Source organism: Botryobacter ruber (genome assembly GCF_003347595.2).
GTDB classification, from domain to species: domain Bacteria; phylum Bacteroidota; class Bacteroidia; order Cytophagales; family Hymenobacteraceae; genus Pontibacter; species Pontibacter ruber_A.
Map to the genome: position 1 here is coordinate 161,722 of NZ_QCZK02000024.1, position 23,902 is coordinate 185,623.

26 protein-coding genes are annotated in these 23,902 nt (G+C 50.4%); 17 read left to right on the plus strand and 9 right to left on the minus strand.

The genetic code is table 11. The annotated features are described in order from the left end of the window. Nucleotides 1-298: 298 nt before the first annotated feature. A complete protein-coding gene (locus DCW36_RS22490; protein ID WP_125185088.1) occupies nucleotides 299-574 on the plus strand; it encodes a hypothetical protein in 276 nt (91 codons plus the stop codon). Here the strand turns inward: DCW36_RS22490 and DCW36_RS05975 are convergent. Further along, nucleotides 571-1,023, minus strand: coding sequence for a hypothetical protein (locus tag DCW36_RS05975; RefSeq protein ID WP_125185089.1), 453 nt, complete (start codon nucleotides 1,021-1,023; stop codon nucleotides 571-573). The genes DCW36_RS22490 and DCW36_RS05975 overlap by 4 nt on opposite strands. Before the next feature lie 131 nt (nucleotides 1,024-1,154). Next, the gene (locus tag DCW36_RS05980) at nucleotides 1,155-1,532 is read right to left on the minus strand and encodes a T9SS type A sorting domain-containing protein (RefSeq protein ID WP_114777437.1); all 378 of its coding nucleotides are present in this window, start codon (nucleotides 1,530-1,532) and stop codon (nucleotides 1,155-1,157) included. A gap of 162 nt (nucleotides 1,533-1,694) precedes the next feature. Between DCW36_RS05980 and DCW36_RS05985 the strand changes: the two genes are divergently transcribed. From DCW36_RS05985 to DCW36_RS06000, 4 genes are all read left to right on the plus strand, one after another. Beyond that, nucleotides 1,695-2,807, plus strand: coding sequence for an NAD(P)/FAD-dependent oxidoreductase (locus DCW36_RS05985; protein WP_114777438.1), 1,113 nt, complete (start codon nucleotides 1,695-1,697; stop codon nucleotides 2,805-2,807). Between the two features lie 182 nt (nucleotides 2,808-2,989). Further along, nucleotides 2,990-4,111 carry a type III polyketide synthase gene (locus DCW36_RS05990; protein ID WP_114777439.1) on the plus strand — a complete coding sequence of 374 codons (1,122 nt, stop codon included), beginning with the start codon at nucleotides 2,990-2,992 and terminating at the stop codon, nucleotides 4,109-4,111. Continuing rightward, nucleotides 4,092-4,799, plus strand: a complete 708-nt coding sequence (locus DCW36_RS05995; protein ID WP_114777440.1) for a methyltransferase domain-containing protein — start codon at nucleotides 4,092-4,094, stop codon at nucleotides 4,797-4,799. The genes DCW36_RS05990 and DCW36_RS05995 overlap by 20 nt, the downstream gene beginning before the upstream one ends. 96 nt (nucleotides 4,800-4,895) lie before the next feature. After that, a complete protein-coding gene (locus DCW36_RS06000) occupies nucleotides 4,896-5,105 on the plus strand; it encodes a hypothetical protein (RefSeq protein ID WP_114777441.1) in 210 nt (69 codons plus the stop codon). A gap of 304 nt (nucleotides 5,106-5,409) precedes the next feature. Here the strand turns inward: DCW36_RS06000 and DCW36_RS06005 are convergent, their stop codons facing one another. Then, the gene (locus DCW36_RS06005) at nucleotides 5,410-6,312 is read right to left on the minus strand and encodes a histone deacetylase family protein (protein ID WP_114777442.1); all 903 of its coding nucleotides are present in this window, start codon (nucleotides 6,310-6,312) and stop codon (nucleotides 5,410-5,412) included. A 547-nt stretch (nucleotides 6,313-6,859) separates the two neighbouring features. Between DCW36_RS06005 and DCW36_RS06010 the strand changes: the two genes are divergently transcribed. From DCW36_RS06010 to DCW36_RS06020, 3 genes are read left to right on the plus strand one after another with little or no spacing between them, the layout of a single operon-like run. Continuing rightward, entirely contained in the window at nucleotides 6,860-7,510 is a 651-nt protein-coding gene (locus tag DCW36_RS06010; RefSeq protein ID WP_114777443.1) for a porin family protein, read from the plus strand. Between the two features lie 30 nt (nucleotides 7,511-7,540). Then, a complete protein-coding gene (locus tag DCW36_RS06015; protein ID WP_114777444.1) occupies nucleotides 7,541-8,260 on the plus strand; it encodes a YceI family protein in 720 nt (239 codons plus the stop codon). Between the two features lie 50 nt (nucleotides 8,261-8,310). After that, nucleotides 8,311-8,856: a DUF6992 family protein gene (locus DCW36_RS06020; protein WP_114777445.1), complete on the plus strand. Its 546-nt coding sequence runs from the start codon at nucleotides 8,311-8,313 to the stop codon at nucleotides 8,854-8,856. Between the two features lie 62 nt (nucleotides 8,857-8,918). On the opposite strand, the gene DCW36_RS06025 is transcribed toward DCW36_RS06020, so the two are convergent. Continuing rightward, nucleotides 8,919-9,476 (minus strand): type 1 glutamine amidotransferase domain-containing protein, encoded by a 558-nt coding sequence (locus tag DCW36_RS06025; RefSeq protein WP_114777446.1) that lies wholly within the window; start codon nucleotides 9,474-9,476, stop codon nucleotides 8,919-8,921. A gap of 217 nt (nucleotides 9,477-9,693) precedes the next feature. Between DCW36_RS06025 and DCW36_RS06030 the strand changes: the two genes are divergently transcribed. Together DCW36_RS06030 and DCW36_RS06035 are read left to right on the plus strand one after the other, a co-directional pair. Continuing rightward, on the plus strand, nucleotides 9,694-10,419 hold the full coding sequence (locus tag DCW36_RS06030) for a porin family protein (protein ID WP_114777447.1): 726 nt from the start codon (nucleotides 9,694-9,696) through the stop codon (nucleotides 10,417-10,419). A gap of 88 nt (nucleotides 10,420-10,507) precedes the next feature. After that, nucleotides 10,508-11,239, plus strand: coding sequence for a porin family protein (locus tag DCW36_RS06035; RefSeq protein WP_114777448.1), 732 nt, complete (start codon nucleotides 10,508-10,510; stop codon nucleotides 11,237-11,239). 108 nt (nucleotides 11,240-11,347) lie between these two features. On the opposite strand, the gene DCW36_RS06040 is transcribed toward DCW36_RS06035, so the two are convergent. Further along, on the minus strand, nucleotides 11,348-12,319 hold the full coding sequence (locus DCW36_RS06040) for a sulfite exporter TauE/SafE family protein (protein ID WP_114777449.1): 972 nt from the start codon (nucleotides 12,317-12,319) through the stop codon (nucleotides 11,348-11,350). Nucleotides 12,320-12,428: 109 nt separating this feature from the next. Then, complete coding sequence (locus DCW36_RS06045) at nucleotides 12,429-12,860, minus strand: RrF2 family transcriptional regulator (RefSeq protein ID WP_114777450.1); 432 nt, start codon at nucleotides 12,858-12,860, stop codon at nucleotides 12,429-12,431. Between the two features lie 207 nt (nucleotides 12,861-13,067). Here DCW36_RS06045 and DCW36_RS06050 point away from each other — a divergent pair, with 207 nt between their 5' ends. The 4 genes from DCW36_RS06050 to DCW36_RS06065 all read left to right on the plus strand — a co-directional run bounded on the left by DCW36_RS06050 (nucleotide 13,068) and on the right by DCW36_RS06065 (nucleotide 16,579). Beyond that, complete coding sequence (locus DCW36_RS06050; protein ID WP_114777451.1) at nucleotides 13,068-13,805, plus strand: DUF2490 domain-containing protein; 738 nt, start codon at nucleotides 13,068-13,070, stop codon at nucleotides 13,803-13,805. Between the two features lie 83 nt (nucleotides 13,806-13,888). Beyond that, entirely contained in the window at nucleotides 13,889-15,235 is a 1,347-nt protein-coding gene (gene chrA / locus DCW36_RS06055) for a chromate efflux transporter (protein WP_114777452.1), read from the plus strand. A gap of 198 nt (nucleotides 15,236-15,433) precedes the next feature. Next, nucleotides 15,434-15,943, plus strand: coding sequence for a TlpA disulfide reductase family protein (locus DCW36_RS06060; RefSeq protein WP_114777453.1), 510 nt, complete (start codon nucleotides 15,434-15,436; stop codon nucleotides 15,941-15,943). Between the two features lie 6 nt (nucleotides 15,944-15,949). Continuing rightward, nucleotides 15,950-16,579, plus strand: coding sequence for a thioredoxin family protein (locus DCW36_RS06065; RefSeq protein WP_114777454.1), 630 nt, complete (start codon nucleotides 15,950-15,952; stop codon nucleotides 16,577-16,579). 146 nt (nucleotides 16,580-16,725) lie between these two features. Here DCW36_RS06065 and DCW36_RS06070 read toward each other — a convergent pair whose 3' ends face one another. After that, nucleotides 16,726-17,070, minus strand: coding sequence for a hypothetical protein (locus tag DCW36_RS06070; RefSeq protein WP_240676074.1), 345 nt, complete (start codon nucleotides 17,068-17,070; stop codon nucleotides 16,726-16,728). A gap of 305 nt (nucleotides 17,071-17,375) precedes the next feature. On the opposite strand from DCW36_RS06070, the gene DCW36_RS06075 reads away from it, so the two are divergent. From DCW36_RS06075 to DCW36_RS06085, 3 genes are all read left to right on the plus strand, one after another. Then, nucleotides 17,376-18,008 carry a C40 family peptidase gene (locus tag DCW36_RS06075; protein ID WP_114777735.1) on the plus strand — a complete coding sequence of 211 codons (633 nt, stop codon included), beginning with the start codon at nucleotides 17,376-17,378 and terminating at the stop codon, nucleotides 18,006-18,008. 205 nt (nucleotides 18,009-18,213) lie between these two features. Beyond that, a complete protein-coding gene (locus tag DCW36_RS06080; protein ID WP_114777455.1) occupies nucleotides 18,214-18,879 on the plus strand; it encodes a YkvA family protein in 666 nt (221 codons plus the stop codon). 254 nt (nucleotides 18,880-19,133) lie between these two features. Further along, the gene (locus DCW36_RS06085) at nucleotides 19,134-19,874 is read left to right on the plus strand and encodes a M48 family metallopeptidase (protein ID WP_114777456.1); all 741 of its coding nucleotides are present in this window, start codon (nucleotides 19,134-19,136) and stop codon (nucleotides 19,872-19,874) included. 348 nt (nucleotides 19,875-20,222) lie between these two features. Here DCW36_RS06085 and DCW36_RS06090 read toward each other — a convergent pair whose 3' ends face one another. Continuing rightward, nucleotides 20,223-20,477, minus strand: coding sequence for an acyl carrier protein (locus DCW36_RS06090; protein ID WP_240676075.1), 255 nt, complete (start codon nucleotides 20,475-20,477; stop codon nucleotides 20,223-20,225). A gap of 4 nt (nucleotides 20,478-20,481) precedes the next feature. Then, on the minus strand, nucleotides 20,482-23,898 hold the full coding sequence (locus DCW36_RS06095) for an efflux RND transporter permease subunit (protein WP_114777458.1): 3,417 nt from the start codon (nucleotides 23,896-23,898) through the stop codon (nucleotides 20,482-20,484). Nucleotides 23,899-23,902 lie beyond the last annotated feature (4 nt).

A 23,902-nucleotide genomic window follows, 5' to 3' on the forward strand; every position in this document is an offset into this window, starting at 1 on the left:
CAAATTTTTTACCAAAATATAAGCTCAGCACAATAAAAGTATCCTGCTCTATCCTGCCTTTTGCTTTTTAGTTTAAAGATTTTTTTGAGTTAAAAATATGCAGCAACCTCAACAGCACCATATTGTACCGTTCTAGGAATTAAACCCTTAGACTACCCGTTTGAAAGCGCACACCTGCATGCCTTTTTAGTATCGCTGCACCTTCAGTTTTAACAATCCACCACATCGGGCTCCCTGTGTTATACAATTTTTAAACTACCCCCTGCTTTGCCTGGAAGAGCTGTGGCTGTAGTGGCTGGTGCAGAAGAACTTTTTCCGTAAAAAAGGAGCGAGGAGGTGGGGAATAACTGGTGTTACAGCAATACTTTATCAAGCTGGTGCAGCAGGAAAGTTCTCTGCTACAGCTACCACAGTTTCTGCTCCGGAATTACAGGAAGCAGGGCGGGCCGTTAAACAGCAAACAAAAAAGCATCCGGAAACCAAGCCTTTATCACCTCTGGCCGAAGCAGGTAAAGGAGCAGAAATTTCCGGATGCTTTTTGCAGCTTAGCAGCTGTGGAGCTGCGAGCTGTTAGTTGTTGTTGCGCTGGCGCTGACCCTGGCCTGCCTGGCCACCCTGACCGCCCTGGCCAAACTGACGCATACGCTCCTCGCGCTGTGCCAGCAACTGGTCATACAGTGGCTTTTGCTCCTCTGTCAGAATAGCTTTGATTTCCTCATCTGTCTTTTTCTGAATTTCCAGGCGTTTCGCCATTCTTTCTTCGCGGCTTAAATCCTGGTTCTGGCCACGCAGCGCCTGCATCGACTCGAACGAACGCTTGTTAATAGCCTCAAGCTTTGTCACCTGCTCGTCGGTTAATTTCAGCTGCTCTTTGTAGGTCTTCAGCGTTTGCGCCTGACGCTCTTCCATGGACATACGCTGGCCGCCCTGGCCACCTTGACCACCTTGTGCAGCAGCACCAAACGATAACATGATTCCGAAGCACAGCATCAGAATACGGGAAAGGGTGTTTACTCTTTTCATGATTTCTTTCTTTTAAATTTTTCGGTTGGACGACACATGCTGCGCCATGGTTTAAGCTCTTTGAAAAAATATTTTTCACAAAAAAACGGCGACCCTTTTCAGAGTCGCCGCCTGTATTTGTATAGGTCCGTTTACTTCACCACTACCCGCCGGACGGTGCTTTTGTTGTCGGTTTCGATCTTTACATAATATAAGCCTTTGGCAAATTTCGTAAGATCTACAACAGTAGAAACCCGGGCATCCGACTGTGTCAGCGTTTCCCGGTAAATCTCATTCCCGATCACATTCATTACCCGTAGTTCTGCTTTTTTTGCAAAGGTATCCGAAAGCGTTACTGTAAACACACCATAATTCGGATTGGGATAAATAGATATCCCTTCCTCGTCCTGTTCAACAGTAAGCGCCTTTTCCTTATCGTCAGCAGCCGAAACAGTTGCCTTGTTTCGTGCCTGCCCCAACGCCACAAAGAACGACAAGCAGAAGAAAAAAGAAAGTATAAATTGTTTCATAGAGGATTATTTCTTATTTCGTTATATTAGAAAACTCTTTATTTTAATAAGAACGCTTTAAAGCTAAAATAGTTCATGCATTTTGCCCTATAAATTTAATCATTTTACTAAAAAACCGGTGCTTTTATTGAACAAAATGTAGACTACTTTTTTTGTGAAAATTTGAATGACATCATTATAGTTGGCGGCGGCCTGGCCGGGTTGGTCAGCAGCATCGGATTGGCAGGCCAGGGGCTGCAGGTTACGCTGCTCGAAAAGAAAGTGTATCCCTTTCACCGGGTGTGCGGCGAGTATGTTTCCAACGAGGTGCTGCCTTACCTGCAGGCCATTGGAGCCGACCCTGCTCCTTTACAACCTGCTGCCATTTCGCGGTTTGCCGTATCGTCTCCGGCAGGCAACCTGCTGGAGGCGCCGCTCGACCTGGGTGGCTTTGGCCTGAGCCGCTATGCTTTTGACCATTACATCTACCAGGTGGCACAGCACAAGGGGGTGTCGTTTAAGCTCCAGGCCAATGTGCAGCAGGTATCCTTCGCCAACGACACGTTCCGGGTACAGACTGCCGGGGGCCACACCCTGCAGGCACCCGTGGTACTGGGGGCCTACGGCAAACGCGCCAACCTGGACCGGCAACTGAACAGGTCCTTTTTCACGGCACGCTCTCCTTATATTGGCGTAAAGTACCACCTCCGGCTCAACCACCCCAAAGACCTGATCGCACTGCACAACTTTAAAGACGGCTATGCCGGCATATCGGCAGTAGAAGATGACCGCTACTGCTTCTGCTACCTGACCACCCGCCAAAACCTGAAACAGCATGGCTCCATTCCGGCCATGGAACGCGCTGTGCTGTACAAAAATCCGCATCTGAAAAAGGTATTCGAGGAGGCGGAATTCCTGTATGAACAGCCGGAGGTAATAAATGAGATCTCGTTTGCCACCAAAACCTGTATCGAGAACCACATGCTCATGTGCGGAGATGCTGCCGGTATGATAGCCCCCCTTTGCGGAAACGGCATGGCCATGGCTATACACGCCGGTAAAATAGCCACAGAACAGGTACTGCATTATTTCCGGAACGGCCGCAACCGACAGGAACTGGAGCAGGCCTATACCCTCGCCTGGAAACAGCAGTTTGAAACCAGACTGCGGCTGGGGCGCACGGTACAGCAGCTGTTTGGCGGTGTTGTGCTGTCGGAGCTAACAATAGGCGCGCTCAAACATACACCATTCCTGGTACAGCTGCTCATGCGCCACACCCACGGCAAACCATTTTAGAAAAAGAAGCACCAGTAGCAGCAGCTTCGCATATCTAATGCCGTACAGCTTCCGTACTTAGCTTTGTCTGTTAATCTGTGCACCAACTAGCAGCAATGGTGACAACAAAAACATGACAATCCTGTTTACAGGCAACCAGGCAGGAACCTTTATCAAACAACAACACCCATACCCCGCGGTACATGAGAAGCTACATCAGCGCCATTGGCACGGCTAATCCGCCACATGCAATACCCCAGATGCAGGTAGCAGATTTTATGGCTACCGCTCTTCAGTTCGACGAGCAGCAAACCCGTAAACTAAAGGCCCTTTACCGGGTTTCCGGCATCGGCAAGCGCTACAGTGTGCTGGAAGATTACACCCGCACCAACGGCGACTTCACTTTTTACCCAAACACGCCCTCGCTGGAGCCTTTCCCAACGGTGCAGCAGCGGATGAACGAATACCAGAAGCATGCCGTGGCTTTGTCGGAGGCTGCCGTGCACGATTGTCTTGCGGCTGTGCCGGCTGTGCCGCTCGCAGCCATCACACACCTGATCACGGTAAGCTGCACGGGCATGTATGCACCCGGCCTGGACATCGAACTGGTGGAACGGCTGACCCTGCTGCCGCATGTGCAGCGCACGGCCGTCAATTTTATGGGTTGCTACGCGGCCTTCAACGCCATCAAACTGGCCGACGCCATCTGTAAGGCTGACGCAACGGCGAAGGTGTTGCTGGTCTGTACCGAGATCTGCACCATCCATTTCCAGAAATACACCCAACAGGACCACCTGGTATCGAATGCTTTATTTGGCGATGGTGCGGCAGCCGTGCTGATGCAGGGACAGCCGGGGCAGGGCCTGAGCCTGGAGCTGCAGTCGTTCCACTGTGACCTGGCGCCTGCCGGAAAACCGGAAATGGCCTGGCACATTGGCAACACCGGCTTCGAGATGACCTTGTCGTCTTATGTCCCCGACCTGATCAAGTCAGGCATCCGGCAGCTGACCAACAGGCTGCTGAACGGTTTAAAAACCAGTATTTCGGATATTAAATTCTTTGCCATACACCCGGGTGGCCGCCGCATCCTGGAGGTAATAGAGCAGGAACTCGGCCTGAGCCGCGACGACAACCGCTTTGCTTACCAGGTGCTGCAGGAATACGGCAACATGTCGTCGGCAACGGTGCTGTTTGTACTCAAGGCGCTCATGGACTCGCTTACCACACAGGACCACAACCAGCCGGTGCTCAGTTTTGCCTTTGGCCCCGGACTTACACTCGAATCGATGTTATCAAAAGTACATTATGCTGAAGCAACGGTCTGAAGAGCTGGAACTGATGGATGATCTTTCGCTTTCGGGCGAGGACTTACGGCGGAACCTGGAAGAGCTGGAAATCATCAACCACTGGCTCGGTGGGCACAAGGTCGTGCTCGACGCTCTGAACGATTTAGTTGCTAACCGGCAGTCTGCCGCTGGTCCGTTACATATCGCCGACATAGGCTGCGGCGGTGGCGATATGCTGCGCACCATCGCCCGGTGGGCCAAACGTAAAGGAGTAGCCGTAAAACTAACCGGCATCGACGCAAACGATTTTATGGTGCAGTATGCGCGGCAGCATTGCACTGCCTATCCCGAAATCAGTATTGCGCAGCACGATGTTTTTTCGGAAGTCTTCCGGCACGAGCAGTACGACGTAGTAATTTGCAGCCTTTTCTGCCACCATTTTACAGATGCGCAGCTGGTGCAGTTGTTCCGGCAGCTGCAGGCCCAGACCCGACTAGCCGTCATCATCAACGACCTGCACCGGCACTGGCTGGCTTACTATTCAATCAAATGGATAACCAGCCTTTTCTCACGCTCTTACCTGGTAAAGAACGATGCACCGCTTTCGGTATGGCGGGCTTTTAAACGGCAGGAACTGAAAGAGCTGGTACAACAGGCAGGCATCAGCAGGTACAGGCTGAGGTGGATGTGGGCTTTCCGGTGGCAACTGTTGCTCTATGCCAGCTAACTATTCTCCCCGACCGGAAGTATAAACTGACGGAACCATAAACGAACAGGTAACAGCAAAAAGCCCTGCAATTTCAACCATAAAGCAACTGACACAATGAAAAAGAGCACCCTCAATTTCTGGCTTCTGTTTTTGGTATCGGTCATCCTGTCGGCTATCGCGATTTCATTTTTTGCCAAAGCCCTGAAGCTCGTTCTTTATGTCATCCTGGTGCTCGCGCTGTCTCCCATCGTCTACATCCTGCTAAAACTGATTTTCCCGGGCAGAAAGAAATCCGACGACGATAAGCTGAAAAAGCGGTATTGAGGAGTTAGAGAGTTAGAAAGTTTAGGAGTTAGAAAGGTAGAGAGGTAGAATTTGTAGGGGTTGAAGATTTTCAACCCATTCACGAATCACAGACAAACCTAATCCTGTTAATCCACTAATCTGGTTAATCATGGTTCAGACAAAAAAACTTCTTTTGCTCCTGCCACCATTGCCTCTCATCCTGTTATTCCTTAAATCTCCTTAATCCTGTTCAAACAAAAAAAATCCTGTAAATCCTTTAATCTGCTTAATCCTGATTCAGACAAATAATCACAAAAATCATTTAATCACTACCATCAACGGTTCAAAAGAACAGCTGCTGAGCCAGCCGAAAAGTGTTGGCGTGGGCCTCCACGATGTGCGCCAGCTGCTTTGAATAACCGCCTCCCATACTCACGGCTACCGGTAAACTGTTTTTCCGGCACAGCTCCAGCACCAGCCGGTCGCGCTCTTTACAGCCCTGCAGGCTCATGCCCAGCTTTCCCAGCTTGTCGCTGTACAGCACATCCACCCCCGACTGGTAAAACACAAACTCCGGCTCCTGTTCCTGCAGCAGGCGGGGCAGCGTGTTACGTAGCAGCGACAGGTACGTGTTATCATCAGTGCCGTCAGCCAGCGGAATGTCCAGGTCGGAGTGCTCTTTGCGGTGCGGGTAGTTGTTGCCGCCGTGCATGCTGAAGGTAAACACCCGGGGCTCGTTTTTAAAAATCTGGGCCGTGCCATCGCCCTGGTGCACATCCAGATCTACCACCAGTATCTTTTTAACGCCTTTGTACTTGAGCAGGTGGTTGGCGGCAATGGCAATGTCGTTGAGCAGGCAAAAACCTTCGCCCCTGTTGGTGAAGGCGTGGTGGGTGCCGCCGGCAACGTTCATCCCGATGCCGAACTGCTGCGCATACAGGGCTGCCTGCACCGTTCCGTTCATGATCACCACCTCCCGGTGCACCAGCTCCTTCGACTGCGGAAAGCCTGTTCGCCTGACCTCGGAGGGCGTCAGCAGCTGGTGGCTCAGGCGGTACCAGTAATCCGCCTCGTGCGTATCCAGGATAAAAGGCTCCGGCAGTGGTTCCGGTGCAAAAAGGTTATCGTGGGTGATGGTGCCTTCGTACAGCAGCTGCTCGGGCAGCAGCTCGTATTTGGCCATGGGGAAACGGTGCCCCTCGGGCAGGGAATGAACAAAAACAGGCGACCACGCAATCTTAAGCATACACAAAACTAATGGGTTCAGGCAAAATAAACTACCTCCGCTTTTCCGTCTGAATCAGGATTTACCGTCATCTTCTTTTTTAAATAGCAACAACTTCATCCTGGCCCCATCAGCACATTTAAAATTAGCACATTACACTTTGCTGCAGCAGCCACCACAGCCTCTGCTCCTTTGATTTTACACAGGATTGAACCGCAGCATCCTGAAAAGTTAACATTCGACAGGCCAATTTGTTGATAAATGTGGATAACTATGTTGATTAATCACATTTATCCACTTTCAGCTGTTCACTTCCTGTTAACAAACGGTCTATTTCTTAACCAGATGTTCACAGCTTCTTAACAGGTAAATCATGTACTGGAATATTTCCGGGAAAAAAGAAGCTTACACCAAGGCGGCCAAAGGTATCAGAGGCGCTGCTTTCGGGGGTACCGGGGTGTTAAAGCAATATTTTGTAACCTGAATTAACTGCTTAGCAGTATATACGTTCAATAATCAAAAACCCAAACAACAAACAAAAACAGAACGCTATTTAATCATCAAAACTATGAAGAAGATACTTACCACAGTCGCGTTGTTACTGACAGTCGCTTATACAGCCTTTGCACAGGACGAGATTACCGGTCCGAACAAAATGATGCAAAACCACAATTTGTTTAGTGGTACGGAAGTAACCAACTCCGGCATCGGGATAAAAGCAGGCATAAACCACACGCGGCTCCGCGGCCAGGATTCCGATGCGATGGGCACCCTGAGCGGGCATACCAATTTTCATGCGGGCGCGTTTGCCCAGTTCAGTATCACCGATTTTTTCTCTATCATGCCGGAAGTGCTGTATATGCGCCGGGGTTATAAAGTAACCAACAACAACACCGATGCCACCTACCGGTTTAATTCCTTTGATGTGCCGCTGTTGTTTGTCTTTAACCCCGTAAACGTCCTGAATATACACTTCGGACCGCAGGCAGGGTATATTATTGCGGGCAAGAAGGATGGCACCGAGGTAAACATCGATAACTACAACACCTTTAATTATGGTGCGGCAGCAGGCATCGAGGCCCGCGTGAGCAGGTTCAGAATCGGCGCCCGCTACAACATGAACTTCAATGACCTCCGGGAAAGAAACGACCAGGGAGTGGATATAAACGAAAATGCCAAGCTCCATACCATCCAGGGCTACATTGGAGTCGGGTTTTAGCAGATTTGGCTAGTATTAACAGGAAAATGTATGCGCAGGCGCAGGCAACAGTTGCAGTATAGCCTTGTATGTTGCAAGCTGCTATTGCTGTTGCTTGCCTGCGCCTGCGAAACTTCTATTAAAACCGACGATGCCGAAGTGGGCGAAGCACTGGAAAAGCCCGTTGCCATTGCCCCTACCGACGCCTTACAGGTAGATACTGCAAAAAGCGAAGTAACCTGGATAGCCACTAAAATAACGGGCAGGCACAACGGCATATTCCGGCTGCTGAATGGCGAACTGCAACTTCAGGAAAATAAAATTACAGGAGGAACACTCGTTATTGACATGACCTCGCTACAGGCTACCGACAAATCGATCGGGGTGGAAGGCAACCGGAAATTAACCGCTCAACTCAAATCAGCCGACTTTTTTGATGTGGAGCTTTACCCGATGGCGGTTTTCGAAATTATTTCGGTAGCACCCTACGACAGTACCGCAACAGAAAAGCCAGGCAGGCGCGCCTACAGCGACCTGAAACTTAAAAACCCCACCCACACCATTACCGGTAACCTCGAAATAAAAGGCACTGTAAAAAGTATAACTTTCCCGGCCCACATAACCAGTAAGCCGAACGAACTTAAGGCCAGGGCAAACTTCAACATTGACCGCACCAAATGGGGCCTCACCTACCTCTCCGACCAATCGTTAGGCGATAAAACAATTTATTCGGACGTGAACATCGGATTCGACATTATTGCCAAACCATGAGGCTGCAACCGCACATGGCTGTTCTTTACAGTAAACCACACCTGCAGCATATGAGAAAGCTTCTTTGCCTGCTACTTCTACTCTTATTCACCTTTGCAGCCCATGCACAGCAGGAGGCCCTGCAGCAGTTTAACACCAAACAGTCCGAGATCTTAAAATTCGGTATGCTGGGGCTGGGCCTGTGGGCGCTGCTCAACATCCTGACCGGCAGCCTCAGCCTGACCAAAGCCACGCGCAGCAAACGTTATTTCCACCAGATGAACCTGTACTGGAACATCGTTAACATCTGCATTGCCGGTGCCAGCCTGTATTTTATTCTTTCCGATGATGCCACCCGCTCCATGGCCCAAAGCCTTTCGCTGCACCACTGGTTCAAGAAAATTCTGTACCTGAATGTGGGGCTGGATGTAAGTTATATCCTGCTGGGGGCGCTGCTGAAGGAGCACTCCCGCAATTCGCCTAAAACCGAACAGTTTACCGGCTGGGGCAACGCCATCGTCCTGCAAGGCCTCTTCCTGCTCCTGCTCGACCTGGTGCTGACCGCTTTCCTGGAGAAGCTGACGGGTCAGCTGATGCAGCTCGTACCAGCGCTCTAACAAAACAGAGCCGCACCTGCCCTGCTGGCTGATGCGGCTCTGTTTTGTTACTGTAGGGCAGCCTACTTCCGGTTATGAATGCCTTCTGCAAACTCCTCGATCATCTTTTTGTTGAAAGCCGGAATGTCATCGGGTTTGCGGCTGGTTACCAGTCCCTGGTCCACCACCACCTCCTGGTCAACCCAGTCGGCGCCGGCATTTTTGAGGTCGGTCTGGATGCTGGGGTAGCTGGTCATTTTGCGGCCTTTTACTTTACCGGTTTCAACCAGCGTCCAGGGGCCGTGGCAGATGGCGGCAATCGGCTTGCCACTCGACAGAAACGCATCTACAAACGCCACAGCCGTTTTGTTGGTGCGCAGGTGGTCCGGGTTCATCACGCCGCCCGGCAGCAGCAGTCCGTCGTAGTCGTCGGCTTTGGCGCTGTCCAGTTTTTTATCCACGTCAAATTTATCGCCCCACTTGGTGTGGTCCCAGCCTTTTACCTGCCCGTCCTGCGGCGAAACAATATGCGTTTCGGCCCCTTCGGCCTCCAGGGCTTTTTTAGGCTCCGTCAGTTCTACCTGCTCAAAGCCGTTCTCAACTAAAATTGCTATCTTTTTTCCTTTCAGTTTGTCTGCCATAGGTCTCGTTCTTAAGGTTTGAAAATGAAAACTTGTGTACTCTGAAGTAACGCACAGGGGCTGGTTTGGTTATTCGAGCAGGAGCAGAGGGTATGGTGGCAGCAGCAGAAATAAAAAAGCCAAAGCGAAGAACATTATAGCAGGATAAACGTCCGGATAATAGCAGCTTTTCCATAAGAAGCGCTTCAGGTTTCAGATTGCCTTTACCCGGAAAGCCATGAAAAACAGAATGTTCCTCCTGCAGTTGTTACTGCTTAGCCTGATCAGTTTCCGTGGCCTTGCGCAGGTAAGGCTTGGGGTGCAGGCAGGCGGCACGTACAGCGATTTCCGGCATGTGCAGGCAGACCGTGAGAATGAGAAAGCGTTAAGAAAAGCGACTTCGCCCATCCCTGGTTTTAGCATAGGCGTGCTCGCCGGTTACCAGCTGAGCAAAGCGTTCAGCCTCCAGACCGGGTTGAACTGGACCAACAAAGGGGAGCGGTATGAGGACAAGGGAAAAGACATGAATGTGGCCTTCGAATACGACCAGAAAACAAGCGTTCACTTTTTAGAAGTACCTGTACAGGCAGCCTGTCATATCAGGAAGTTCCAGGTTGTTGCCGGTCCTTACATCGGCATCGGAATGCTTGGGCACAGGAAGTCCGAATTTAACGGAACCGTGAACGGTGTTTCCGAAACAAATGAAGAACGGCTCCGGATAAAATTCAGGAACACACTGCCGGCAGACTTTGCCCCCGAAAACGGGATACTTTACCAGCGCCGCCTGGACTACGGCCTGAACGGCGGCATCGGGTACCAGGCTGGTCCGGCTTTACTCCGGGCAACCTACGCCTGGGGCCTGGCCAACTCCCGCACCCGCCTGGAAGGGGATGAAACCTATAAGGATTTCAAAAGTTTTTACAGGGTGATTGGGCTGTCGGTGGTTTATTGGTTTAAAGAATAAAAATAAAACATATTAAAATTATACAAAACAAGCCATTTCAGACGTTCTAACAGTACTTTAAATTTTCTTACACAAAACATCTGAAGCTATGAAAAAGGAACCTTCCCTCCTGCTACTCCTAATGTTCTGCTTTGTTAGTGTTCATTGTTATTCCCAGGTAAAGCTTGGTATACAGGTGGGGGTAAATTCCAGCCGCATTTCTGCTGAAGCAATCAATCATAATGCAGATAGAGATATTTCTAAGCCTAGGCTTGGCTATAGCTTTGGCATAATAGCGGAGAATAAACTCAGCGATGCATTTAGCTTGCAGTCTGGATTAGCCTGGACCAATAAAGGGTATAAATTTGGTGATAAAGGAGAATCTGTGAATGGATCATATGAATTTAGGAATAACATCTCTTTGAATTATTTAGAGGTTCCGATGCATATAGCATATTCAAAAAGAAATTTTCAGGTTCATGCCGGCCCATACGTGGGGATCGGGATACTAGGCAGTGTCAGACACAAAAGCAGTGGTAATAACAATTCAAGCTCTTTTAAAGGAAAGATAAAATTTAGGAATACAGTTAATGAAGCTGATTATTTGGAATATTTGGAAGCAAATGATGGAGAATTTGTTGACTTCAGGAGCCGCTTTGATTATGGACTAAACTTCGGGCTTGGTTACCGGGCTGCGGCCGCATTAATCAGTAGCACTTACTCCTGGGGGATGGCCAATATTATCCCAGCTTCCGGCGATGAGACTGTAACCAGTATAAATCCCTACAAAGGACACAATCGTGTATTAAGCCTCTCTGTTGCTTATTTTTTCAAAGGATAATCAGGTTAGAGCCATACACTCTCATAGCATCTTGAGTAAAACAGCAGCACGAATAAATAAAACAGCCAATCGTATCACCGATTGGCTGTTTTTGTTCAGAGGAATAATTTAGAAAAACTTCCCGGCCGCCATAAACAAGGTCCGGAAGCTGACCAAAATAATCACCACACCCACCATAATCAGCATGGTCTTCACCGGGATGCGGCGGGTAAGTGAGGCAGCGATGGGCGCAGCCAGCACACCGCCGATAATCAGGCCGGCAATAATCTGCCAGTGCGTGAGGCCAATCATGGTGATAAACGTGAGCGACGAAGCCAGCGCCACAAAGAATTCAGCCAGGTTAACAGAGCCGATGGTAAAGCGGGGGTTGTTGCCGCGCACAATCAGGCTCGACGATACAATAGGCCCCCAGCCGCCACCGCCAACCGAATCCATAAAGCCACCGAAGATAGCCAGCGGTGCGATTTTCTTGGCTTTGATACCATCCTTTTTGGGCACAAACGCCTTGCGCAGGATAATCATACCCAGCACCAGCGTGTACGCCGACACCAGCGGCTTAAGAATGTAGTTATATTCCTCCAGCGACGACAGCACATACGCCCCCAGCATAGCGCCCACAATACCCGGCAGCAGCAGGTTCTGGAACAGCTTGCGGTTTACGTTGCCAAATTTCAGGTGCATGAGCCCCGAGGCGCCGCTGGTAAAAATTTCGGACACATGCACACTGGCACTGGCCGCGGCAGGCGATACACCGGTAGCAATCAGGAAAGTAGTAGAGCTGACGCCGTAGGCCATGCCCAGCGCCCCGTCTATCATCTGGGCAATAAAACCGCCGAGTATGAACAGGAAAATATCGGAAGTCACTTCCTGTTTGATGCCAGCTGGAATGTACTCCAGCACCAGCAGGTGCATATCTGTAAACCAGGCAACGCAGCCAACCAACAGCAACAAAGTCAGCCCGAACCAAAGGTTCAGCTTTACTCCTTTTTCTTCTGCAGCAGCCACCAAAGCCTCTGCTCCTGTTTCTTGCTGCGGCTCTAAAACCGTGGCATTGTTAATCTTACTTCCTGAAGCCATCATGTTACCTGTTTAGCACTGTTAACTGCCTCTATTCTGAGATCGCAAGATAAACCCTTAATCTCTATAGAAATTATAGACAAATAGAGTAAAACTTTTTGACACTTCCAATTTATTCTTCTAAAAAGGTATTTATTTTGTCCAGATCGCTTAAAAACGTGGAATCCAGGATGTCGGCGGTGGCATCTCTTACCTTCTTCATCACGATCCGTATCTCGCAGGTTGCCTCGTCGATACACTCGTCGCACTTGCGGTAGTAGAGGTGGCTGACACAGGGAATCGGCGCCAGCGGACCATCAATCATCCGGATAACACTGCCAACCGATACCTCCGCCGGGTTCTTCACCAGCGCATATCCGCCTTTTTTGCCCCGTACACTTTGCAGCAGCCCGTTTGTTTTCAGGTCTACCAGTATCGCCTCCAGGAACTTACGCGGAATCCGTTCTTTTTCGGCAATGTCAGATATCAGGATGAGCCCCTCCTGCTGGTGCCTGGCCAGGTACAGAAGCGCTTTTAAGGCATATTTTGCTTTTTTAGAAAGCATGTTCAGGTTAATGGTTAATTTAGCAAAGGTACAAATAAAACAGGACAACCGTTTCCCGCACCAGTCACTTAGCGCTGCCAAGGACCTCAGGAGCAACCTGCGTGCATCAATTCTGAGTAGAAAGAACAGCCTGTTATTGCTAATGCTCTGCCTACTACACTACCTTTGCCGGTTCAGAAACAACAGCTACGGCTAAGCAGACACCCTATGCGTTATTTTTTATTTCTCCTGCTTTTTCTACCTTTTGCTGTCCGGGCACAGTCGGGCAGGAATGTAACGCATCAGCAACTGGTCTGGACGCGGTATCAGAACCAGTTGCAACTTGGCTCCAGATGGGCAATACAATCCGAAGTTGACATGCGTCGTTTCGTATACCACTACAAAATGCACCACCTCGTGATGCGGTCGCAAGGCAGATACACCTTTAACTCGCAGGTAGAGGCAGGGGCAGGATTAGTTTACACGCGACAGTATCCGCAGGACTCCAGGTCGGTTAGCGAACTGGTGGTGCCGGAGTTTCGGGTACAGGCAGATGTTACACTGAAGCAGGCGACAGGGCAGGTGAACCTGCAGCACCGGTACCTGGTGGAGCAGCGCTTTGTACGACGCGTAGTAGCCGATGCCCTTGCCAGCGACTACGTTACCAGCACCCGGTTCAGGTACAGGCTACAGGCGGAGGTGCCGCTCTGGAAAGGCGAAAAGCAGAGTTTTCGGGCAACTATACATGATGAGGTGATGGTACAAACCAGAGAGGCCGTAAAACGAAATATCTTCGACCAGAACCGTATTTACGCCGGGCTGCGGTGGGGAGTATCGCCTAAACTGGCTTTTGAACTGGGCTACCTGAAGTGGTACCAGCAACGGTCCTCCGGCGATGACTTTTACAGCAGGGATATCCTGCGGTTCAGCATCTTGCATAAAGTGCAGTTCTCCGGAGCTAAGTAGAGTACAGCAGCGGGTGTGGTGGCAGGTGCAGCCAGGTTTATTACCGTGTTTTTGACTTTTTTCTATCATCAGTCTTTCGGCGCATGGATACAAGTACGCAGCATTTTCCGGCTTCACGCCCCGTGAAACCAGGCTTCCGGGAGGCCCTGCTTTTCTGGCTCAAGCTGGGCTTTATCAGCTTTGGCGGACCGGCCGGGCAGATTGCCATCATGCATACCTTCCTGGTAGACCAGAAGAAATGGATATCCGACTCCAAGTTTCTGCACGCACTCAACTACTGCATGCTGCTGCCGGGGCCGGAGGCGCAGCAACTGGCTACCTACATGGGCTGGCTCCTGCACGGTGTGCGGGGCGGACTGGCGGCGGGTATCCTGTTTGTGCTGCCGTCGGTGTTCATCCTGCTGGGGCTGAGCATGCTGTACGTAACTTATGGTACCATTCCGTGGGTGGCGGCCCTGTTCTATGGCCTCAAGCCTGCCGTGGTAGCTATTGTGGCGCTGGCGCTGCTTAAAATCGGCAAAAAGTCGCTGCACAGCCCGTTCCACTACGCGGTGGCCCTGCTCAGCTTTGTAGCCATTTTCTTCCTCAACATCCCGTTTCCTTACATTATCCTGGGCGCCATGGCGGTGGCGTTTGTTGTCCGTAAACTGCACCCTTCGCTCCTGCAGGAAGGCAAAGACGGCGTGAGAAGTGCTGCCGATGAACAAAACTACTACATCAACGCATCCAGCAAAGTAGCGGAATCACAACTGGGACCAAAACAGCTCCTGGTAAGAGGAATTTCCGTGCTGCTGCTGTGGCTGATGCCTTTTGTTCTGTTCTACAGCCTGTCGCGGCACTTTGCTTTCTGGAAGACCCTTTCGCTGTTCTTTACCAAAGCGGCCCTCGTTACGTTTGGTGGTGCCTATGCAGTGCTGCCGTATGTGGCGCAGGTGAGCGTTGAAAAACTGCACTGGCTTACGGAGCTGCAGATGATAGACGGGCTGGCCCTCGGCGAAACCACTCCGGGACCGCTGGTGATGGTGCTGGTGTTCGTGGGTTTTATGGCGGGCTACTCTACCTACGGCGGTTCGCTGCTGATGGGCGCGCTGGGCTTACTCACCACCACCTTCTTTACCTTCCTCCCCTGCTTCCTTTTTATCCTGGCCGGCGGACCGCTTATCGAACGCACGCATGGCAACGTAAAAGTAAAAGCAATGCTGGGTGTGGTAACGGCAGCTGTGGTGGGCGTGATCCTCAACCTGACGGTTTACTTTGGCCGCGCTGTCGTATTTCCGGAAAGCTTCCGCTTCCCCGACCTCTTCGCCCTCACCTGGATTATCATTTCGGTGGTGGCGCTATACCGTTTCAAAATTGGCATGATCCCGTGGATTGGCGTGAGCGCGCTGGCGGGTTTGCTGTATTACCTGGTGACCGCCTATCTTTTTTAAGTAGCCGCTATGAAAGGATGTACAACAAACTGCAAAACCTGCCTGTAAACTATTCCATACAAAAAATAGTCAGGTTTAGGATTCCGGCAGGTTTGGCGTTCAACCGCTCCGTGAAAGATCCGCTACTTTTTTCTAAGAAAAATAATTAAATTAGCTTGTGCTTCACCTGTAAAAGCAGGAACTATCCGTTTAACTGGTATGATAAAAAAAATAAAACTACTGGCAGCCACTGCTATCCTTCTTTTTACCTGTGCCGCTTTACCGGCCACGGCACAGGAAGTAGATGTGATCAAGTTCAAAGAACTGGAAAAACTGCGCCAGCTCCCCCACGACACCCTGTACGTGGTAAATTTCTGGGCCACCTGGTGCAAGCCCTGCATCCAGGAGATGCCTTATTTTGAAGCGGTAACCAAACAATACAAAGACCAGCCGGTACGCGTGATCCTGGTGAGCATGGATGCGGTGGAAGACCTGGAAAAACGCGTTAAACCTTTTGTACAGAAGCGCAGTCTAAAATCCAGGCTGCTGCTGCTCGATGAAACCGACGCCAACACCTGGATTGACAAACTGGAGCCCAGGTGGTCGGGCGCTATTCCGGCTACCCTCCTGTTTAACAACCACCGCAAGCAGTACTTCTTCGCCGAAAAGGAGCTGAAAGAAGAAGAGTTACAGGCATTGATTAACAAGTATAAACCCGTAAAAAAGTAGTCGTATATGAAAAAAGTAAACCTCTCTTTTCTTTACCTGGCCTGCCTGCTGCTTGCAGGTGTGCTGGTATCTGCTGTTCCGGCTGAGGATGGCTATCAGGTCGGTGACAAGGCACGCGACTTTAAACTGAAGAACATAGATGGCAAGATGCTGTCGATGAGCGACTTCAAAGACGTGAAAGGCATTATTGTTACCTTCACCTGCAATTCCTGCCCATATGCCGTGGGCTACGAAGACCGCCTCATCGAGCTGCATAACAAATACGCGCCGCAAGGCTATCCTGTAGTTGCCATCAACCCCAACGACAAAACAAAATCGCCTGCCGATTCTTTCGACAAAATGCAGGAGCGCGCCAAAGACAAGAAGTTCCCGTTCCCGTACCTCTACGACGAAACACAGGAAATTACCAAAACCTATGGCGCTACCCGCACACCGCAGCTGTATGTGGTGCAAAAGCAGAAAGACGGCTCGTTTAAAGTGGCCTACATCGGCGCGATAGACGACAACTCCCGCGACGCTTCGAAGGTGGAAAAGAAATATGCCGAAGCAGCCCTGGATGAACTGGTAAAAGGCAAGCCCGTAACCCAGAACAGCACCAAAGCCATTGGCTGCACCATCAAGTGGCGCGAAGCATAAGCTAAACTATCAAGCAAAGGCTTATTACAGCTGGAAAGCCAGCGGCAACAGGATACTGAGATACCTGCCGCCGCTGGCTTTGTTGTTTTATTGGCCTGTCATCAGTTCTCCGGCATCGATTTTTTATTCTGCACCTGCCACCACACCTACACCTGCTGCTCACCGGCCTGTGCCAGCCCCGGCGGCTTTAGTATGTCCGGCATGTCCGGCGGAAAAATACGCTGCGCCCCGGCTACCCGGGCCTCTACTTCAAACTTGTTGTTGTAGTACCCCCGCTTCACTGACTCCCACAGGTACAATCCCAGGAAACGGTAATAGCCATGTTCCTTAAACTGCCTGATGTGGCACAGCTCATGCGCCACCCACTCTTCGTTGCGGAGAAAGGTGTCCCTGTCCACCCCGCTTAAATGAATGGTTTCCCCCAGCACCATCGCCACCCGTTTGGTTTTTAAAACGACGCGTGCGATACGGGCAAAAAAAGAATTTTCCACAATTTTACAATTCATATACTCCTATTCCTATATTGTATTATCCCTGGCTTCCGAAGCCGCTTTTCAAACAAGCTAAAAGGTTAATGTGCTGAAATATTGGGCGAACAATCAGTGGCGCCAAGCCAACTGTAAACCACTTAAATTTGGATATTTAACTTTTCACATTTAACTTCACAACCGGTTGTTATCTGGCAACACCCTGAAATTATAATCCGGCCTGGCTGGTGCCCTGTTGCACAGCCGGTTTGTAACAAAAGGTGAAACTGTTTTCTCCCGTAGCACGGGTCACAAACGAGCTAAACCCCATGATAAAAAGTATTACGCTGAGTGTATTTGCCCTGATCTCACTCGCGCTTTCTTATTTCTACGAAGTAATTCCTGCTGCAGACACCTCAGCAGCAACTGCAGCCGCAGCCGCCCCGGCTGCTTCTTTCTCCGGTGCCGACATGGTAAATACCCTGCAGCTGCGTCTGCCACCCGAAGAGGCTCCTGATGCACTCACAGCCACAGACTCTCTTTTTTACGAACGCTACTCCCAAAAGCTGGGCCTGAACCTCGACTACAGTGAAGACCGGAAGCTTTTGAAAACCGTAACCGCGTGGCTCGGCACCCCCTACCGCTACGGCAGCAGCTCTAAAAAGAAAGGCACCGACTGCTCCGGCTTCGTTTCCAGCATTTACCGCGAAGTGTATGGCATTAACCTTACCCACAGTTCCCACTCCATGTTCCAGCAAGTCGAACGTGTCCGGAAAGACAGCATCCGCACCGGCGACATCGTTTTCTTCCGCCGGAGCCCGAAACAACCCATCTTCCATGTAGGCATTTACCTGAAAGGCAACAAATTTATCCACTCCGCCTCCAAGGGTGGTGTCCGGATCAGTTCGCTGAAAGAGCCGTTTTACAACAGAAATTATTTTGCAGCCGGACGCGTAAACTAAGCTGCTCCCGATAACATTCTCAAGCCCTGTGGTGTATACGCTACAGGGTTTTTTGTTTTAAAAGCTACAACAATTTTTTCAGGAGGGAAGTATAGCTAGGTTGTTATTATTTAATCAAATTGCAACCTGTAACCAAAGCAACCGCCTGGCAGCACAGCCCGGGCAAATGCAGCATTAACAACAGCGTAATACACGAACAAACAGCATGGAGAATCAACGACCAGATGGCACCAGAGTAGCACAAAGCACTTTTTTTAAAGCATTTCTGCAGAAAGCTGAAAAGCTTCTGAAACACCCGATTGAAGTATCGAAACTGATAGGCGATGTGCTTAAAAAAGCAGCCTCCAAAAAGAACATTGGCGAACTGGCAGTAGAAGTCTGGGAAAACCTGCAGCTACTGTCGCGCATGATCAAGGCCGCCATGTCGGGCGAGTACCAGGGCATACCAACGCCTACGCTGGTAGGCGGCATTGCCGTTTTTATCTATTTCCTGTCGCCCATCGATTTTATCCCGGACTTTATACCGGTTGTCGGCCTGCTCGACGACGCCGCCCTACTGGCCTGGTTTATGACAAGCATTAAAACCGAGCTCGACCGCTTTGCCCACTGGGAAGCCACCAAACCCACTCCTGTCAGAAGCAGCACCGTCCACGACGCCGACAGCTCCTTCGGAACGCCAAAATACAGCAACCAGCCGGCAGGCACCGTAACAACTGCCAGCGGACAGGAAGCACCACACACGCATGGCGTAGGTTCCGAAAGCACGCACACCGGCAGCGACGAGCCTACGCTACGCTCCGCCACCACCGACAGCAGCCGCAGCCCCAAGAGCAGCAACGACGATCTGCCCACCGGCGGCAACATCCGGTAACATAAAATAACAGACAGGAAAGGCTGCTTTTTGCAGCCTTTTTTTGTGCCTTCCGGAGCCGCTTATCTTCCTCTTATCTTCCTCTCTGTTACCTTAAATATTCCAATAATTAACTATTAACAGGCTAAAATATAGTACAATTCAAATACAAAAATTTAAATTATTTAAGATAAAAGCACTGACCACTATAGCTTTTTAAAAAAATAATTACTTATATTTGGTTCAAGTATTTTGTATTTTAACTCTTAGCCACAGTGAGTTCATCATTTTTACGACTATCTTCCGTTAATCTTCACATAGATGGGATCGGGAAAGTACTGATTGAGAGAAGCGATAAAGCGAAGCGTGTTACCATCAGCGTAAGGCCCCTCAAAGGCATTCGGGTGGCTGTGCCGCCGCATGTTAGCTTTGAGAAGGCCGAACAACTGATCTACACCAAAAGCGACTGGATTAAGGAGCACCAGGCACGCATGAAGCAGCATGAGGCCAAGGTAACGGTGTACGACCACAACCAGGAGTTTAAAACCCGCTCGCATACCTTGCGCCTGCTCACCCACGCACAGTACACCATGCGCTGCGTGATTGACAACGAGTATATCAATGTATTTTATCCTGCCAACAAGGATGTGCGCGACAACGATGTACAGAAGTTTATTCGTAAGTCTATCGAGGAAACGTACCGCAAAGAGGCCAAGCAGTACCTGCCGCAACGCACTGCTTTTTTTGCCGAGAAGTTCGGGTTTAACTATCAGAATGTGTTCATCAAGAATGCCAAGTCGCGGTGGGGCAGCTGCTCGCACATCAACAACATCAACCTGAACCTGCACCTGATGCGCCTGCCCGATGCCCTCTGCGATTACGTGATCCTGCACGAACTGGCCCACACCGTAGAAAAAAACCACGGCCCGCGTTTCTGGGCACTGCTCGACAGCGTGTGCGGCAATGCCCGTGCCCTGGATAAAAAACTGAAAGCTTACCGCATCTCCATCTATTAATCCGGAACTTATCGGGAAAACTGTTACTATACTACATTTATTCTGAAACAGTCCGGGTGTTTGTGAAATGCATAAATCCACAAACACCCGGACTGTTTTATTTTGCTGCACCTGCCACCACACCCTCTGCTCCTTTGCCTGAACACGATTAAATGATTAAAGGATAAACAGGATGCTACACCAGCAATTCAACAATTTAGCCATTTAACAATTCACCCCCATTAGCACATCAGCACATTATATTCCGCTGCTGCAGCCACCATACCCTCTGCTTCACTTTGCAACGGGTAAGCTCTAAACAAAAAAAGGTGAAGCTCAGCCCCACCCTTTCTTGTACAAACACTATATTCAACTTGCCTTGCGGATCACGTGTGTCGACACATACTCTATGAAATCGCCCACCGTATCTATCGGAACTTCATCCGGAATGGTGATATGAAAATTTTTCTCTAACTCAAGAATAATATCCACCACATCTACCGGATCAAAACCAATGTCCTGCATCAGGTTCGCTTTTGCCTGCAGACGCGCAGGCCGGATGCGTTTCGTTTTGCTGATGATCTGGACTACTTCCTTTTTGATGGTTCTATCTGTTGTATCCATAATCTTATATATATTCTCTAACCTTTCCGTTTACTTGTACTGATTCCTGATTGCGCTTAAAGGTTGCAGCTCGTTTCTGTTTCCCGATGATTTTATCTTTCACCTTTTCGTTGAGCAGGTACATCACCGGCACAATCAGCAAGGTAATGATCGTGGCAAAACTCAGGCCAAAGATAATTGTCCAGGCTAACGGGCCCCAGAAAGCGGCACTGTTGCCGCCCATAAAGAAGTGCGGCTCAAACCTGGTGAACAGGGTGTAAAAATTCAGGTTGATACCTAAGGCCAGCGGCACAAGACCCAGTACAGTAGCTGTGGCTGTAAGCAACACCGGGTTCAGACGCGTTTTACCGGCTTCCACAATCGCTTCTTTCAGCTCTTTGCCTTCTTCCAGCAGCAGGTCTGTGAACTCTACAATCAGGATACCGTTTTTCACCACGATACCAGCCAGTGCCACGATACCTACACCGGTCATCACAATCGAAACATCCATTCCGAAAATGGAGAAGCCCAGCAGCACGCCAATAATACTAAACAGCACCTCGCTCAGGATAATGAATGGTTTCGAAACGGAGTTGAACTGCGTTACCAGCACCAGGAAGATAATACAGAAAGCTGCCACCAGTGCTATGAGCAGGAACTCCATTGTTTCCTGCTGTTCTTCCTGCTGTCCACCCATTTTTACCTCGTAGCCTTCCGGCGTCTGGAAGTTCTTCAGCGACTGCTCTATCTGCTGCACAATTTCGTTGGCGTTATAGCCTGCCAACACATTCGACTCGAGCGTCACCATGCGCTTCAGGTTTTTGCGTTTGATGCCGCCATAGGTGTTGGCATACTCCACACTCGCCACCGACGACATCGGGATCTGGCGGATCTGCCCGGAGTTCATGTCGCGGTACGTGATGCGCATATCGAGCAAGGCATTCAGGTTTTCCCGGTAATTCTCCTCCAGCCTTACCTGGATCGGGTATTCATCTTCGTCCAGTTTAAACTTAGAGGCCTCTTTACCAAAAATAGCCGTTCGTAACTCCGTACCAATCTGGGCAGTGCTGATGCCTTCGCGGTTGGCACGCTCACGGTCGATGTTGATGACGATCTCCGGTTTGCTGTCTTCCAGATCCGACTTCAAGCCTTCGATACCGGCAATCTGCTGCTGGTTGATGTACTGCGTCACAGACTTGGAAAGGGCGATCAGTTCCGGGAACTCTTCGCCCGAAATTTCGATGCTGATCGGCTTGCCAACCGGAGGTCCGGACTGCTCTTTGTCCACGGTTATCTCTGCACCCGGTATGCCTTTTACCGCCTCGCGTATCTCGCTCAGGTAATCGGCGGTGGTTCTGTCGGTGGTGCGGTCCTGGTACTCCACAAAGGCTACCGTCACTTTTCCTTTATGCGACTGCGCGGTTGTGCTGCGGTCGTTCTGGTCGCCGGCGCCAATGGCCACGTTCGAAATAACTGACTCCACATCCGGGTTTTCCTGGCCTATTACCTTGTAAATGCGGTTTTCCACCACTTTGGTCACAGAGTCGGTTACAACCTGGTCGGTACCAACCGGCATCTGGATGTAAGTGTACACAAAGTTCGGATCACTCTCCGGGAAGAACACCACCTTGGGCGGACGCACCGCCGTCAGGAAAATAGACAGGAAAAGCAACCCAATAACTCCCAGGAACACACCAACCGGCCTGTAGCCTACCAGTGTCCAGCGCAGCACGCGCTCATAGCCGTTCATAAAGCGGGGCAGCGTCTTGTTCTGGAAGGAGTGGATCATGCGCGTAAACAGGTACTTGTTCAGCACCACCAGCAGTACGCCCAGCACGATCAGGTTAGCAGTACCATACCAGCCTGTAATGTAGCCGATCACAGCCAATGCCAGGGCGCCCAGCACCAGCAGCAGGAACGACTTGCGTGCTTTTACCGAAACATCGGCACCATGATGCTCTTTCTTCATAAAAGAAACCGCAAACACCGGGTTCATGATAAAAGCCACCAGCAACGACGACACCAGCGTGAGGATGAGCGTGATGGGCAGGTAGAACATGAACTTACCCACAATACCCGGCCAGAAGGCCAGCGGCAGGAAGGGTGCTACCGTTGTAAGCGTACCGGCCAGTACCGGCACAAACACTTCGCCGGCCGCTAATTTGGCCGCCTTTACAATCCCTACATTCGACTGGTTAAAGATACGGTGCGTGTTTTCGATTACCACAATGGCATCGTCTACCACAATCCCCAGCGCCAGCAGAAACGCGAACAGCACAATCATATTGAGCGAAAACCCGATAATAGGCATCACGATAAAGGCAAGGCACATCGAAATTGGCACCGACAGGCCCACGAAAATGGCGTTCGTGGTTCCCATGAAGAACATCAGGATGATCGTTACCAGCACAAAGCCGATGATGATGGTGTTCAGCAGGTCGTTCAGGGTGTGGCGTGTCTGCGTGGCCTGCTCGCCGGTTATGGTTACCTTCAGGTCGTCGGGGAGCACGGTTCCCTGCATCTCTTCCACCAGGTCGGAGATGTTATTCGAAGCTTCGATCAGGTTCTCGCCGCTTCGCTTGATCACGCTGAGGGTGATAACGGGAGAATTGTCGAGGCGGGCAAAACTTTCACGCTCTTCAAATCCTTCCTTCACCTCGGCAATCTCCTTTAGCTGAATGTTGGCTCCGGAAAGCGATTTCACCACGATATCGCCAATCTTGTTCGGGTCCACATACTGGCCGGCAATGCGCACCGAACGGCGCATCTCGCCAACCACAATGTTACCGCCTGAGATTGTTACGTTTTCAGAAGCAATGGCACGCTCCACATCCGAGAAGGTAACTTTTGCCAGCTGCATTTTGTAGAGGTCCAGGTTCACCTGCACTTCTTTGTCCAGGGCACCAACCAGGTCTACGCGGGTAATTTCTTTCATCCCCTCAATCCGGTCCTGCACGTCTTCGGCATATTTTTTCAGCCGGTCCATGCTGTAGTTGCCCGACACGTTCACGGCCATAATCGGGAATTCGGAGAAGTTCACCTCCTGCACGTCCGGCTCCCGTGGCAGGTCCGACGGCAGCTCGGAACGGGCTTTATCCACCGCGTCTTTTACCAGCTGCTTGGCCTCCGTTACCTCCACATCGGTGTTAAACTCCACGATCACCATGGAGAAGTCCTGGATGGAGTTGGACGTAATTTTCTTCACCCCCGATACCGCCTTCAGCTTTTTCTCGATGGGGCGCGTTACCAGGTTCTCCATATCAGAGGGAGAGGTGCCCGGGTAAACGGTACCTACAAAAACAGTAGGAATAACAATATCGGGGAAGTTTTCTTTCTGCAGGGTGATATACGAATATATACCCGCCAGCGTAATGATTATGGTCATGATATAGACACTCGTTCTATTATCAATCGACCAACTTGTGGGCTTAAACTGCTTCATCTGG

Coding starts and splice junctions, on each gene's coding strand:
- DCW36_RS05975 (WP_125185089.1), bottom strand. CDS start 1,023: ATGAAAAGAGTAAACACCCTTTCCCGTATTCTGATGCTGTGCTTCGGA.
- DCW36_RS05980 (WP_114777437.1), bottom strand. CDS start 1,532: ATGAAACAATTTATACTTTCTTTTTTCTTCTGCTTGTCGTTCTTTGTG.
- DCW36_RS05990 (WP_114777439.1), top strand. CDS start 2,990: ATGAGAAGCTACATCAGCGCCATTGGCACGGCTAATCCGCCACATGCA.
- DCW36_RS05995 (WP_114777440.1), top strand. CDS start 4,092: ATGCTGAAGCAACGGTCTGAAGAGCTGGAACTGATGGATGATCTTTCG.
- DCW36_RS06000 (WP_114777441.1), top strand. CDS start 4,896: ATGAAAAAGAGCACCCTCAATTTCTGGCTTCTGTTTTTGGTATCGGTC.
- DCW36_RS06005 (WP_114777442.1), bottom strand. CDS start 6,312: ATGCTTAAGATTGCGTGGTCGCCTGTTTTTGTTCATTCCCTGCCCGAG.
- DCW36_RS06010 (WP_114777443.1), top strand. CDS start 6,860: ATGAAGAAGATACTTACCACAGTCGCGTTGTTACTGACAGTCGCTTAT.
- DCW36_RS06015 (WP_114777444.1), top strand. CDS start 7,541: ATGCGCAGGCGCAGGCAACAGTTGCAGTATAGCCTTGTATGTTGCAAG.
- DCW36_RS06020 (WP_114777445.1), top strand. CDS start 8,311: ATGAGAAAGCTTCTTTGCCTGCTACTTCTACTCTTATTCACCTTTGCA.
- DCW36_RS06025 (WP_114777446.1), bottom strand. CDS start 9,476: ATGGCAGACAAACTGAAAGGAAAAAAGATAGCAATTTTAGTTGAGAAC.
- DCW36_RS06030 (WP_114777447.1), top strand. CDS start 9,694: ATGAAAAACAGAATGTTCCTCCTGCAGTTGTTACTGCTTAGCCTGATC.
- DCW36_RS06035 (WP_114777448.1), top strand. CDS start 10,508: ATGAAAAAGGAACCTTCCCTCCTGCTACTCCTAATGTTCTGCTTTGTT.
- DCW36_RS06040 (WP_114777449.1), bottom strand. CDS start 12,319: ATGATGGCTTCAGGAAGTAAGATTAACAATGCCACGGTTTTAGAGCCG.
- DCW36_RS06045 (WP_114777450.1), bottom strand. CDS start 12,860: ATGCTTTCTAAAAAAGCAAAATATGCCTTAAAAGCGCTTCTGTACCTG.
- DCW36_RS06050 (WP_114777451.1), top strand. CDS start 13,068: ATGCGTTATTTTTTATTTCTCCTGCTTTTTCTACCTTTTGCTGTCCGG.
- chrA (WP_114777452.1), top strand. CDS start 13,889: ATGGATACAAGTACGCAGCATTTTCCGGCTTCACGCCCCGTGAAACCA.
- DCW36_RS06060 (WP_114777453.1), top strand. CDS start 15,434: ATGATAAAAAAAATAAAACTACTGGCAGCCACTGCTATCCTTCTTTTT.
- DCW36_RS06065 (WP_114777454.1), top strand. CDS start 15,950: ATGAAAAAAGTAAACCTCTCTTTTCTTTACCTGGCCTGCCTGCTGCTT.
- DCW36_RS06075 (WP_114777735.1), top strand. CDS start 17,376: ATGATAAAAAGTATTACGCTGAGTGTATTTGCCCTGATCTCACTCGCG.
- DCW36_RS06080 (WP_114777455.1), top strand. CDS start 18,214: ATGGAGAATCAACGACCAGATGGCACCAGAGTAGCACAAAGCACTTTT.
- DCW36_RS06090 (WP_240676075.1), bottom strand. CDS start 20,477: ATGGATACAACAGATAGAACCATCAAAAAGGAAGTAGTCCAGATCATC.
- DCW36_RS06095 (WP_114777458.1), bottom strand. CDS start 23,898: ATGAAGCAGTTTAAGCCCACAAGTTGGTCGATTGATAATAGAACGAGT.